Annotated in this window: 11 protein-coding genes and 1 other RNA gene; 4 read left to right on the top strand and 8 right to left on the bottom strand. The window is 59.0% G+C overall.

All coding sequences use genetic code 11. The annotated features are described in order from the left end of the window. Positions 1-19: 19 nt before the first annotated feature. From AVCG78_RS12215 to AVCG78_RS12200, 4 genes are all read right to left on the bottom strand, one after another. Positions 20-1,045 carry a class I fructose-bisphosphate aldolase gene (locus AVCG78_RS12215; protein ID WP_071202413.1) on the bottom strand — a complete coding sequence of 342 codons (1,026 nt, stop codon included), beginning with the start codon at positions 1,043-1,045 and terminating at the stop codon, positions 20-22. Positions 1,046-1,229: 184 nt separating this feature from the next. After that, entirely contained in the window at positions 1,230-2,432 is a 1,203-nt protein-coding gene (locus AVCG78_RS12210) for a phosphoglycerate kinase (protein ID WP_071202415.1), read from the bottom strand. A gap of 119 nt (positions 2,433-2,551) precedes the next feature. Then, positions 2,552-3,376, bottom strand: a complete 825-nt coding sequence (locus tag AVCG78_RS12205; RefSeq protein ID WP_156601717.1) for a TIGR00282 family metallophosphoesterase — start codon at positions 3,374-3,376, stop codon at positions 2,552-2,554. A gap of 13 nt (positions 3,377-3,389) precedes the next feature. Then, positions 3,390-3,968, bottom strand: a complete 579-nt coding sequence (locus AVCG78_RS12200) for a 5-formyltetrahydrofolate cyclo-ligase (protein ID WP_071202417.1) — start codon at positions 3,966-3,968, stop codon at positions 3,390-3,392. A gap of 311 nt (positions 3,969-4,279) precedes the next feature. On the opposite strand from AVCG78_RS12200, the gene AVCG78_RS12195 reads away from it, so the two are divergent. Beyond that, positions 4,280-6,322 carry a methyl-accepting chemotaxis protein gene (locus tag AVCG78_RS12195; RefSeq protein WP_071202419.1) on the top strand — a complete coding sequence of 681 codons (2,043 nt, stop codon included), beginning with the start codon at positions 4,280-4,282 and terminating at the stop codon, positions 6,320-6,322. A 137-nt stretch (positions 6,323-6,459) separates the two neighbouring features. Here AVCG78_RS12195 and AVCG78_RS12190 read toward each other — a convergent pair whose 3' ends face one another. The 4 genes from AVCG78_RS12190 to AVCG78_RS12175 all read right to left on the bottom strand — a co-directional run bounded on the left by AVCG78_RS12190 (position 6,460) and on the right by AVCG78_RS12175 (position 8,115). After that, the gene (locus AVCG78_RS12190) at positions 6,460-7,098 is read right to left on the bottom strand and encodes an FMN-binding negative transcriptional regulator (RefSeq protein ID WP_071202420.1); all 639 of its coding nucleotides are present in this window, start codon (positions 7,096-7,098) and stop codon (positions 6,460-6,462) included. A 123-nt stretch (positions 7,099-7,221) separates the two neighbouring features. Further along, positions 7,222-7,379: non-coding RNA, 6S RNA (ssrS, locus tag AVCG78_RS12185), on the bottom strand. Between the two features lie 64 nt (positions 7,380-7,443). Further along, on the bottom strand, positions 7,444-7,809 hold the full coding sequence (locus AVCG78_RS12180) for a cell division protein ZapA (RefSeq protein WP_015917036.1): 366 nt from the start codon (positions 7,807-7,809) through the stop codon (positions 7,444-7,446). Positions 7,810-7,845: 36 nt separating this feature from the next. Further along, entirely contained in the window at positions 7,846-8,115 is a 270-nt protein-coding gene (locus AVCG78_RS12175) for a DUF4164 domain-containing protein (RefSeq protein WP_015917035.1), read from the bottom strand. Positions 8,116-8,566: 451 nt separating this feature from the next. On the opposite strand from AVCG78_RS12175, the gene tkt reads away from it, so the two are divergent. The 3 genes from tkt to AVCG78_RS12160 all read left to right on the top strand — a co-directional run bounded on the left by tkt (position 8,567) and on the right by AVCG78_RS12160 (position 13,050). Continuing rightward, the gene (tkt, locus tag AVCG78_RS12170) at positions 8,567-10,543 is read left to right on the top strand and encodes a transketolase (RefSeq protein ID WP_071584737.1); all 1,977 of its coding nucleotides are present in this window, start codon (positions 8,567-8,569) and stop codon (positions 10,541-10,543) included. Positions 10,544-10,741: 198 nt separating this feature from the next. Continuing rightward, a complete protein-coding gene (gap, locus tag AVCG78_RS12165) occupies positions 10,742-11,749 on the top strand; it encodes a type I glyceraldehyde-3-phosphate dehydrogenase (protein WP_071202425.1) in 1,008 nt (335 codons plus the stop codon). 872 nt (positions 11,750-12,621) lie between these two features. Next, positions 12,622-13,050 (top strand): hypothetical protein, encoded by a 429-nt coding sequence (locus AVCG78_RS12160; RefSeq protein WP_071584738.1) that lies wholly within the window; start codon positions 12,622-12,624, stop codon positions 13,048-13,050. Positions 13,051-13,108 lie beyond the last annotated feature (58 nt).

Raw genomic sequence — 13,108 nt, 5'->3', positions numbered from 1 at the left:
ATCTGTTCGATGCTTGACCTCAAGCGGCCTTTTCCAGGTCCTGTTTCCAGGTGCCAGTCGCGGCCAGGCTGTTCATGCGGGCGCGGTGGGTGAAGGCACGCTGACCAGCGGCAACATTTTCGCTGCGTCCGCCCCACGTTTTAATAGCGCTATCCTGAAGGGCGCGGCCATAGGAATAGGTCAGGGTCCAGGGCATGTCGTAACCGGCATTCATCGCGGAAAGATGGGCGGTTGCTTCCTCTGTGCTCTGGCCGCCAGACAGGAAGGCGATGCCGGGAACGGAGGAAGGAACCGTCGCCTTCAGCACCTTGACGGTCGCTGCTGCGACTTCGTCGACGGAGGCCTTGCGGGCATTCTTGCCGTCGATGATCATGTTGGGCTTCAGGATCATGCCTTCGAGATTGACACGGGCATCATAGAGATCCTGGAACACGGTGCGCAGCACCCATTCCGTCACTTCTGCGCATTTGGCAATGTCGTGGGTGCCCGGAGCGCCATCCATCAGCACTTCCGGCTCAACGATCGGCACGATGCCTGCTTCCTGGCACAGGGCGGCGTAATAGGCGAGCGCCTGGCTATTGGCCTTGATCGAGCCCCAGGTCGGCAGGCCATCGGCAATGGCGATAACGCCGCGCCACTTGGCGAAGCGGGCACCGGCCTTGTAATATGTGGCGAGACGCTCACGCAGCCCGTCCAGGCCTTCCGTCAGGGTTTCGCCCGGGAAACCGGCCATTGGCTTGGCGCCGGTATCGACCTTGATGCCGGGGATGGAGCCTGCGGCCTTGATGATATCAACGAAAGGCGTGCCGTCGGCTGCTTTCTGAAACAGGGTCTCTTCATAAAGAATGACGCCGGAAATGTATTTTTTCATCGCCTCGTCGGAGCGAAACAGCATTTCGCGGTAGTCGCGGCGGCTGGTTTCGGTCGATTCGAGGCCAATCGTGTCGAAACGCTTCTTGATGGTGGACGTGGACTCGTCCGCTGCCAGAAGGCCCTTGCCATCGGCCATCATCTTGACGGCGATGTCTTCAAGTCTCTCACTCATGTCCTATGCTCCCAAAAACGTTACCACTAGATATCGCGTAACAGATGTTGTTCGGGAGGAAAATGGGGCGTTAAGTCATTGAAACGATTGAAATCACTTCAATCGTTTTAAAATTCAATCTTTTTTAAAAGAAATTCAGGTGCGGCATATGTTCCATGCCCCACCTGAATTTTTTCGCAGGTTGTTAAGCTGGACGGGTCAATACGGCGACACCGGGCAGTTCCTTGCCTTCCATCCACTCCAGGAAAGCGCCGCCTGCGGTCGAGACATAGGAAAAGTCATCGACGACGCCAGCATGATTGAGCGCCGAGACAGTGTCGCCGCCGCCAGCCACCGACACCAGTTTGCCAGCCTTGCTGCGCTCTGCGGCATGTTTTGCGGCAGAGACGGTGGCGGTATCGAAGGGAGGAATCTCAAAAGCGCCGAGCGGGCCGTTCCAGACCAGCGTCGCCGCCTTGGTGATCCAGTCATTGACGACCGCTACCGATTTCGGACCGACATCCAGCATCATCGCGTCGGCTGGAATGGCTGAGACGCTGACGGTCTCATTGGCGGCATTGGCCTTGAACTCGCGAGCGACGACGCCGTCGACCGGCAGCACGATGGTGCAGCCAGCCGTTTCCGCTTCGATCATGATCTGCTTGGCGGTCGCGGCCAGATCGTGTTCGCACAGCGATTTTCCGACATCGATCCCCTGGGCGGCGATGAATGTATTGGCCATGCCACCGCCGATGACAAGCGCATCGACCTTCTTGACCAGGTTCATCAGCAGGTCGATCTTGGAGGAAACCTTGGCGCCGCCGACAATGGCGACCACCGGATGGGTCGGCTTGCCGAGGCCCTTTTCCAGCGCTTCCAACTCGGCCTGCATGGTGCGTCCTGCATAGGCAGGCAGAATATGGGCGAGCCCTTCCGTGGAGGCATGGGCGCGGTGGGCAGCGGAAAAGGCGTCATTGACATAGATGTCGCCGTTCTTGGCGAGTTCTGCGGTAAAGTCGGCGTCGTTCTTTTCCTCGCCCTTGTGGAAGCGGGTATTTTCCAGAAGCAGGATATCGCCGTTGTTCAGGGCGGCAACGGCCCTTTCGGCTGGCTCTCCAACGCAGTCTTCGCCGAACGCGACCGCCTGGTCCAGCACTTCCTCGACGGCGGAAATGATCTGGGACAGCGACATATCGGCAACCGGCTCGCCCTTGGGACGACCGAAATGGGCCAGCAGGATAACCTTGGCGCCCTTGGCCGACAGTTCCTTGATGGTCGGGGCGACGCGCTCGATGCGGGTCGTATCCGTCACCTTGCCGCCGGAGACGGGCACGTTCAGGTCGACGCGCAACAGTACGCGCTTGCCGGCGATATCGGTGAGATCGTCAAGTGTCTTGAAAGCAGGCATGGTGAGTTTCCCGTGTTGACTGTCGTTACGGTGTTGCGCGGGACCTTACACCGGTCTCGGCAGGAGGCAAGATTGATCGGGCTGTTGCCCGGCGCAATCAGGATATGAAGCCGAAGGCTTCAAGCCCAGAAAGCGGGTATGGTCTCCGTGAGGCGCGGGCCGATGCGCAAAGGGGCGATTTTCTCAGCCAGTCCGGTGCTGTCGGAAATCTCGACGCCGACGCCGCAGATTGTCGCTGGGCCGTGGGCGGCTTCGAACCGGCCCTTGGGCATTTTCGAAATGAAGCGGTTGAGCGGCTCTTCCTTTTCCATGCCGAGCGACGAATCATAGTCGCCGCACATGCCCGCATCCGATATATAGGCGGTGCCGCCATTGAGAATCTGATGGTCGGCGGTTGGCACATGGGTGTGGGTGCCGACCACGAAACTGGCGCGGCCATCGACGAAATGGCCGAAACACTGCTTTTCGCTGGTGGCCTCGGCATGAAAATCGAAGATGATGGCGTCGGCCTGTTCCTTCAGGGGGCAGGCGGCCAGAATGGTTTCCGCCGATTTGAACGGATCGTCCAGCTCTGGATGCATGAAGACCCGGCCCATGATATTGGCGACCAGCACGCGCGCACCGTTGCGGGCATAATAGAGACCAGACCCTTTGCCGGGTGTCCCCGCCGGATAATTGGCCGGGCGCAGGAACTGGTCGTGGCGGCCTGAAAAGGTGATCGCTTCCTTCTGGTCCCAGACGTGGTTGCCCGTGGTGACGACATCGGCGCCGGCATTGATGGTTTCGAGGAAAATATCCTCGGTAATCCCGAAGCCGCCAGCGGCATTTTCGCCATTGACGATGACGAAATCCAGTTTCAGGTCGGAGACCAGGCCGGGCAGCTTTTCCCAAACCGCCGTGCGGCCTGTCTTGCCAACCATATCGCCCAGAAAAAGCAGCCGCATTCCTTAAATCCAGTCAGGTCTTGAAGTTCTTGTATCCACTTTCCGTCAAAATGGCATGCAAAGCGACGTCATGGGGTTCGAAAGGCACATCTGCCACTTCCTGACAGTCAAATGCAATGCCGATCAGAAGCGGATCAAGGCCTTTCTGATGCAAACGGGCAATCGCCCGGTCGTAATGGCCTGCTCCATAGCCGATCCGGTTGCCATGCCGATCGAAGGCGGCCAGCGGAATCAGCAGGACCTGTGGATCGACCACCGGCGCGTCGGGGCCGGGACCGCGTGTGCCAAAACCGGTATCGATCAGCGATTCCTGGCTGTGCCATTGCCGGAAGCAGATGGTCTGGCGGTCCAGAACCACGGGCAGGCAGAGATCGGCACCGCGCTGGCGCAACATCTCCATTAACGGTTGCGTGTCTACTTCGGAGCGGATCGGCAGGAAGCCGGAAACCATGGCGCTTGGGGCAATCTCGATGGCGCCGGCGCCGTGATGGGCAATTGCGGCCGAATGATCGGCGCGAATGTGAGCGGGAATAGCGTCCCGACGGGCAAGGCTTTGTTGGCGCAAATGGTTTTTTGTACTGTCCAAGGGCATGTGTTCTCTCTTTGTTAGCAGTTGTTTAACCATAATCGCTCTTTGTTTTGCAAGAGCAGGTCACGATGGAACAATTTGCGTTTTAGTTGCAGTTAATTTAGTCTTGTATTTATGTTGTTGTATAATCAAAGAATTGCACTTTTCTGCCGATAGATGCGCGCTGCAAGCGTCCCGCATTGGTGCTATTTCCCTTGGAATGGGACGTAAAGGCCTTGGCGGTGAAGGGCTGGAGAAAGGTTTGTGACAATCTTGCCTTAACACTCGTCAAATATTTTAGGCTCAAGGGGCCATAAATATTTGAGGGTTTGGCAATGAAATTTCTATCCCGTTTCGGGCTGGTCGGGACGATCACTGTGGTGACGACCCTGATATTGGTTGTATCTCTGGGCGCTGTTGCCTGGACGATTTCGCGGCAGGTTCATGAGCGCGTGACGCAGCAGGCCATCGACAGCCAGAACAGCAGCCTGCGGGTCGCGGCCACGTTGCTGGAGCGCGATGTGCCTGGTGTGAAGGTCAGCTGGGGTCGGGATGGCAATGTTGAACGCATTTCGGCGCAGACGCTGCCGGCGCAATTTGCCAATCATGACACGATCGATTCCATTGGCCGGATGACGGGCCAGACGGCGACGCTGTTTACCCTGGATGAAGCGACCAAGGGTTACATTCGCCGCACAACCAATATCATCAAGCCGGATGGCCAGCGCGCCGTCGGCACGCCGCTCGATCCAACGGGTGCCGTCTATTCGGCCCTCGTCAAGGGTGAGACGTATCGTGGTCAGGCCGCCATTCTCGGCACGGATTACTATACAATCTACAAGCCGATCATCAATTCTTCCGGTTCTGTGATCGGCATTCTCTACGCCGGTGTGCGTGTTGCCGAAATTGCCGGTATCAGCGATCAGATGGCGCAAGCCGTGGCGATTACGGCGGGTATCGCCTTGCTGGTTTCCCTCCTGCTGATGGTGTTCATCACCCGCAAGACCATGCGCCCGATTCCGGAACTGACAGCGGCGGCATCCAGTCTTGCCGATGGCCGGACCGATGTTGAAGTCCCGCATCAGGGCTTGCGCAACGAGATCGGCGCTCTGGCGCGGGCGCTGGAAGTTTTCCGCGAAGATGCGCTCAAGAAGCTGCAACTGGAACAGGACGCAAACGAAACGCGGGCGCGCAACGACCGGGAACGGGCCGAGCGTGAGGCTGAGAAGGATGCGGATGCCGCCAATATCCGAAACTGTGCCGATATGCTGGCGGTTGCCATGAACCGCTTGAGCAGTGGCGACCTGACGACGCGGATCGACCAGTCGTTTATTCCTGAACTTGAACCGCTCCGGGTCGATTTCAACAATTCGGTCAACAATCTCAGCCTGGCCTTCGCCCGTTTGCGCAACGAGGCGATGTCGGTCGAGGCCAGCGGTAATGAAATGCGCAGCGCCGCAGGCGCGCTGGCCAGCCGCACCGAGCAGCAGGCAGCCTCTCTGGAAGAGACCTCGGCAGCGCTGGAACAGGTCACCGGCACAGTGCGCAGCGCCGCCGACCGTGCTCAACAGGCCGCGGCTCTCGCCTCCGATGCCCAGGTCAGCACAGAAGGCTCGTCCAAGGTGGTGGCGGATGCGGTGTCGGCCATGGGCCGGATCGAACAGGCCTCGAGCGAGATTTCCAAGATCATCAATGTCATCGATGAAATCGCTTTCCAGACCAATCTTCTCGCGCTCAATGCCGGTGTCGAAGCAGCACGGGCCGGAGAGGCGGGCAAGGGCTTTGCCGTGGTTGCTCAGGAAGTGCGCGAACTGGCGCAGCGCTCCGCCAATGCCGCCAAGGATATCAAGGCGTTGATCAGCAAGTCGGGGACGGAAGTGGCTGGTGGCGTCAGGCTGGTGCGCGAAACCGGCGATGCGCTTGGAGCGATTTCCCAACAGGTATCGATGATCAATGGCCTGATTGCCGAGATTGCGACGTCTTCGCGCGAACAGAGCACCGGCTTGCAGGAGATCAACACCTCCGTCAACCATATGGACCAGTTCACCCAGAAAAACGCCGCCATGGTGGAAGAAACCACCGCCGTCACCCACAAGCTCGCCGAAAGCGCCACCACATTGGTCAGCCTGATTGCCGAGTTCAAGGTGCCGGGTGAGGCCGCATCCTGGGCGCCAAACCATCAGCCAGCCCCTGCGTCACGGGCGCCTGCCGCCAAGCCTTTGGCCGCATCGCGCATCAAACCTGCCCAGCCCAGCTCCCGCCCTGTCGGTTCTCCGGCGCGCTCGATGATGGGCAAGCTGGCCAGCGCCTTCACTGGTGGCTCATCTGCCGCTGCGGCCTCCAGCGCCTCCGGCGGCAACAATTGGGAAGAGTTTTAAGCAGTAGCGGCAGCTTCTATCGTTTCGACAGGATGGAAGCTGCCTCGATATTTCTTTCGCTTAAAGTCTTGAACCAATGAGGTTCAGATTCAACCAAGCTGCTCTAGGGTCTCAAACCACGTTATTCCCTTTTTGGCTCAGCTCTTGGCACGTCGCATCAGCGCGGCCATGGCGTTGGCCTGGGGCGTTTCTTGCTCGCCAAGCCCGTCCAGCACGCCTTGCCGGTCGATGTCGGTCCGGTTCTGGCTGGCCTTCAGCTTGCCCTCAAGATGAGAAATCTGCACTTCGACCCCAACGATGCCGCGCATCTGGGCTGCGACGAAATTGTCCGGCGCGTCATCGACGGCCCAGGGGCGAGGACCGGAGGCTTCCATCTGATCGGTCAGCAGGCGGACCTGCGCCAGCAGCCAGGCTGGGTCCTGATGTGCTTTTGCCATGCCTCTGACCTGCACGGCTTGGTAATTCCAGGTTGGCACGACTTTGCCGGTTTCCTGCTTGCTGGGATACCAATTGGGTGAGATGTAATGGTCAGAGCCCATGAAGGCGACGAGAACCTCGTCTCCTGCATCGATGGCCTGCCATTGCGGATTGGCCCGCGCCATATGCGCCAGCAGCCGGTCCGGCTGCGTGTCGTTACCGCGCAACAGGAAGAAGGGCAGGGGATTGGCGATCAATCCGCTGCTTCCAGAGGAGATCAGCAGGCCAAACGGCTGTGCCATGATGAACTGGCAAAGCGCTTCGTGGTCGGTCTGGCGAAAATGAGGTGGTTGGTACATGGCTGTTTCCGGGAATTATGCAGCAATACCATGCATTGTGCCGCGCCCGCCGCTTTGAAAGCAAGCCGCTTTGAACGAAGCGGTAGCTGCGCCAAAACCGTCTAAAACTGATAGAAGGGAAAAGTGCGGTCCACGCAACCGATGGATTTTTGCGATCCTGGGAGCCTACAAAGTAGGTGGGCGCCGTATGTCCGAACCCACGGGTCCGAACAGGGACAGCTCCCTCAAGATCGGGTATGGCCCCAGGGATTGTGTGTTCCTGTCGAGAGGCGCAGACCGCATGACAGATATAGGCGCTTTCCGGCCCTTGCGCCAGTGGTGCTGGCGGTTGCAGCCATGTTTATTTCAGTGGTGCTGGTTTTCCGTCGGGCTGGCCGCAGCCTGTGGCTTTTCGGTCAGTTTGCGGGTCAGGCCGTTGAGGCGTTCCGTCAATTCCATGATGGCGGCGAGGATGTCGTCTTCACGGCCAATGGCGCCAGCGGAGGTGGCTTCGGCAGCTGCAATCCGGCGTTTCAGCTCGGACAATTCGTCCATCACCATGATGCCCGCCATCACGGTGACGCGCAGGTCGCCGATTTCGCCGAACTGGCTTTTGAGGTGGCTGACATAACGGTCGAACTGGCTGGCCAGATCGGTCAGGTGGTTTTCCTGCCCTTCCTCGCAGGCCATGCGATAGGCTTTTCCATCGATGGTGACCGTGACTTGTGCCATGTCTGTCGAATGATCCCTGAGTGAGGCGAGGCTGGCCTAGCGGTCCAGTACGGCCCTGATGGTTTCCATTGCTGTCACCAGGCGGCGCGAGACTTCGCGATTGACCTCTTCCAGCCGGTTGGCGCGAAATTGCGATTGGTCAAGCTCCTGGGCGAGGCGAGCGCGGTCGATATGGACGCGCTTCACCTCTTGCTCCACCTCGCCATTGGCGCGTTGCAGTTCCAGTCGCATGTCTATGGCATTTTCCAGGCCGGAAATGGCCTGTTTCAATGCGCCGAGCGCGGCTTCCGCTTTATCCGTCGCCATCTCTACTCTGCCCCGGCTGATGAAGTTTTCAGGCTCTGTTCGAACCGGAAAGCCTCCAGATGTTCTTGGTCGTCCCAGATATTCGTGCTCGTCTTTGTCGTTTCGGAAAACCGGCCTCATTTTTCCCTGACAAACTCCAAAAGGCAAGCCGAATCGACCCCTTGGCCCCTATAGTTCTCATGCGACATTAGTCATTGCCTGTAGCTGGCGTCAACAAACCCCAGCTTTTCGGTGTGTCATGCTTGTGGACGAGTAGACCCGTCGCCGTCCATGGCGCGCATCAATACGAGACAATGATCAATATTAAGGCAAAAACCGAAAATATGCCTTCCACGCAATCACCCGGCCTCAATTTATTGACTTGCCCGTCCTAGATGTTAAGGATCACCCACTTTCTGACGTTCGCCCGAACGGCGTTCGTCCATCGAGACCCGGAACAGGCGGAACAGTCATGATTTCTCCCGAAAAGCACAACCGGATGGCCAATGCGATCCGATTTCTGTCCATGGATGCGGTCGAAAAGGCCAATTCCGGCCATCCCGGCATGCCGATGGGCATGGCCGATGTCGCGACGGTGCTGTTTACCCGCTTTTTGAATTTCGATCCCAAGGCGCCGAAATGGGCCAATCGCGACCGTTTCGTGCTGTCGGCTGGCCACGGCTCTATGCTGCTCTATTCGGTCCTTTACCTGACCGGCTATGAAGACATCAGCATCGACGACATCAGGAATTTCCGCCAGCTCGGCTCGAAAACCGCAGGCCATCCGGAATATGGCCATCTCTCGGGCATCGAGACGACAACCGGCCCGCTCGGCCAGGGTGTTGCCAATGCCGTCGGCATGGCAATTGCTGAAAAGAAGCTGGCTTCCGAATTCGGCAGCGATCTGATGCATCACCACACCTATGCCATCGTCGGCGATGGCTGCTTGATGGAAGGCATCAGCCAGGAAGCGATTTCGCTGGCCGGCCATCTGAAGCTCAACAAGCTGATCGTGCTCTGGGACGATAACGGCATTTCCATCGATGGCGCGATTTCGCTGGCCGACAGCACCGACCAGCATGGCCGATTCCGCGCTTCGGGCTGGAACACGATGGCTGTTGACGGTCACGACCCGGAAGCGATTTCGGCTGCACTTTCCGCCGCCCAGCTTTCCGAAAAGCCAACGATGATCGCCTGCAAGACGGTGATCGGTTTTGGTTCTCCCAACAAGGCTGGCACCCATAAGGTGCATGGCTCGCCGCTCGGTGCCGACGAAATTGCTGCCACCCGCAAGGCGTTGGGCTGGGCCGATGAGCCTTTCCACGTGCCCGCCGATGTGTTGGACGCCTGGCGCGAAGCCGGTGCGCGTGGTGCCGCGACACGTGCCGAATGGGAAAAGGGTCTGGAAGGCTCCGATCACAAGGCCGAGTTTACCCGCCGCTTCGCTGGCAAGCTGCCGGAAGGTTTCGATGCTGCCATCGACTCCTATAAGAAGAAGCTGGCCGAGACCAAGCCAACCCTTGCCACCCGCAAATCCTCCGAGGATGCGCTGGAAGTGATCAATGGCGTGGTGATCGAAACGCTCGGCGGTTCCGCCGACCTGACCGGTTCCAACAACACCAAGACCAGCCAGACTGCGTCGATCACGCCGACCGATTTCTCCGGCCGTTACGTGCATTGGGGCATTCGCGAGCATGGCATGGCGGCGGCGATGAACGGCATCGCCCTGCATGGCGGTCTCATTCCGTATTCCGGCGGCTTCCTGATTTTCTCGGATTATTGCCGTCCGTCGATCCGTCTGGCCTCCTTGATGGGCATTCGCGTTATTCACGTCCTGACCCATGATTCCATCGGTCTTGGCGAAGACGGCCCGACCCATCAGCCTGTCGAGCAGATGGCAGCCCTGCGCGCCATCCCCAACCTGATGATGTTCCGCCCAGCCGATGCCACGGAAGTGGCCGAATGCTGGCAGATCGCCTTGACCCATACGGATCGTCCGTCCGGCATTGCGCTGACCCGTCAGAACCTGATCGCGGCCCGTACCGAATATTCGGCGGAAAATCTGTCGGCCAAGGGCGGCTATGAGCTGCTCGGCGCTGACGATGCCAAGGTGTCGATCTTTGCCACCGGCTCGGAAGTCGAGCTGGCGATCCAGGCCCGCGCGGCGCTCGCCGCCAAGGGCATTGCTGCCCGCGTCGTTTCCGTGCCGTGCTTCGAACTGTTCTTTGAGCAGCCAGAGGAATACCGCAACGCGGTGATCGGCACGGCCCCGGTGAAGATCGGCGTTGAAGCGGCGATCCGTCAGGGCTGGGATGAGATCATCGGCTCGCACGGCACCTTTATCGGCATGAAGTCCTTCGGTGCTTCCGGCCCCTACAAGGAATTGTACAAGCATTTCGGCATCACCGTTGAAGCGATTGTCGAAGCGGCTGAAGCCAAGCTTTCCTGAAGAGGGTTCAAGAGCGGGTCTGGCGGGCCCGCTTCTCTTCGGGCTTGACTGAACGCCTTGACCACATGAGTGCCTTTACCCAATGCCTGGGGCTGCCCAAGGCGAGAACCGCTTGGCCATCGTCGTGCCGTTCCAGACCATCACCGTTCCGGGGGCCACCCAGCAGCCCGGAGCCATCCGAGAAGCGGGAGTTATGCAATGACTGTGAAAGTTGCCATTAACGGCTTTGGCCGTATCGGCCGCAATGTGCTGCGCGGTATCATCGAATCCGGCCGGACCGACATCGAGGTCGTGGCCATCAACGATCTTGGCCCGGTCGAGACCAATGCGCATCTGCTGCGCTATGATAGCGTCCATGGCCGTTTCCCCTCGACCGTCAAGGTCGAAGGCGACAGCATCATCATCGATGGCCGCGCGCCGATCAAGGTGACCGCGGTTCGCGATCCCAAGGACCTGCCCTGGAGCAATGTCGATATCGCGCTGGAATGCACCGGCATTTTCACCGCCAAGGAAAAGGCATCGCTGCACCTGGCCAATGGTTCGAAGCGCGTGCTGGTTTCGGCGCCTGCTGATGGTGCCGACAAGACCATCGTTTTCGGCGTCAACCACAACACGCTGACCAAGGACGACCTGATCGTTTCCAACGCCTCCTGCACCACCAATTGCCTGGCACCGGTTGCCTACGTGCTGCAAAAGCTCGTCGGTATCGAAAGCGGCTACATGACGACCATCCATTCCTACACCGGCGACCAGCCGACGCTGGATACGATGCACAAGGACCTGCACCGCGCCCGCGCTGCTGCGTTGTCGATGATCCCGACCTCGACCGGTGCTGCCAAGGCCGTTGGCCTGGTTCTGCCGGAACTGAAGGGCAAGCTGGACGGTTCGGCGATCCGCGTCCCAACCCCGAACGTCTCGGTTGTTGACCTGAAGTTCATCCCCGGTCGCACGGTCACCAAGGAAGAAATCAACGCCGCCATCAAGGCAGCGTCGGAAGGCGAGTTGAAGGGCATTCTCGGCTATACCGAAGAGCCGCTGGTTTCCATCGACTTCAACCACGACAGCCATTCCTCGACCTTCTCCGGCGACCAGACCAAGGTCATGGACGGCGGCAAGCTGGTGCGCATCCTGTCCTGGTACGACAACGAATGGGGCTTCTCCAACCGCATGGCCGACACCGCCGTCGCCATGGGCAAGCTGATCTGACAGCCTGTCCGATAATCGCCGCTGGCCGGCTGCAAATGGCAATTTCTGCGCTTCCGGTGCTCACGTACTTGAGTACGCTCCGCTCCGGTTCTCGAAATCACCATTTTCGCCAGGCCATCGGCAATTCTTGAACAGACTGTAAGCAGCATCGCTGACTGGATGATATGATGAAAGCGGATCGGGAAACCTGTCCGCTTTTTTTGTTTGTTTGGCATAGGCGCAAAGGGTTTAACGTGACGCCACCCCCCTCTGTCCTGCCGGACATCTCCCCCTCAAGGGGGGAGATCGGATAGACGTTCGCGCCCATGCCTTAAGAACGGCTTCAATTTCAAACCTTGTACAGACGATAGGAAGCGAGCGGCCAACTCCGGGCCGATCTCCCCCCTTGAGGGGGAGATGCCTGGCAAGGCAGAGGGGGGGGGTGAACCTCACGGCACAACCTCTCCGCCATGACGATACCGAATGCAGTCATTTTCAGACATGCATTCAACACCCTAACCCTCCACAATTGTCCCTGATGATTTCAACGGAAGTCCCTCAAAATCCGCTTCCCCTCTCCACCCGTTATACGCTAAACCAGTTGCGGGACCAGTTGTAACGCGCTGGTCCTGGAGTATCGAAACTCCTCAAACAGCGGCCGGTGTCGGTCGTTAAATGACACCCCTCAGCCATAGGTTTGTGGCTGAGGCGGTGGACTATGTCTATACGGTCCACTCTCCATCCTTCTATGGTCGGGGAGGCCTTGGTGCATGTCCAGAGCTTCGGCTTAAAGGCCAAGGCAGTCGTCTGTTTGCGGCTTTCGAACTCCCCGATCACCAGAGGGCTAAATCCTCCGGTGATCGCTTGGCTCACAAGTACGGGAGGAATGGACGATGGCCGATTATAATGTCTGGGCCGATGCTTTCGATACATGGCAATCCATGGCCGATTGGGTGAAGGCGATCGCCATCATCATGCCACCGGTTTTCGCAATGGGCGTGCTGGCCCTGCTGCTACGCTACCGCCTAGCGCTGCGGCGAGACCTACCACGCCCGGTCGCCTACGATCTGCTGGAACCCCAACCGGATGACCCGCCAGCCGGCATCGACAACACCATCCTCGAAGCCGCCACCGACCTTCAATACCGCCTGGAAGAAGCCCGCCGCAGACTGATGCCCCCGGACGAACCGGCGCGGGGAAGTTTGGAAACCCGGCAAAAGATCGAACAGATCATTCTGGAAGAATACCACCGCAAATCCGACCCGGCTGATGCGCTGGCGCGGGTGCGGCGGTTTTTGAGGGAGGAGGGGGGGGCTGGGTGATCGCCCTGAGGTGGGGGATTGAGGCTATCGTGTTCGGCCCCAGCTACTTCCCACTCAC

Origin of the sequence: Gillisella vitis (assembly GCF_021559775.1) — a bacterium.
GTDB lineage: Bacteria > Pseudomonadota > Alphaproteobacteria > Rhizobiales > Rhizobiaceae > Allorhizobium > Allorhizobium ampelinum.
Note: the sequence above shows the minus strand (reverse complement) of the source record. Positions and strands in the feature narration are given on the sequence as shown.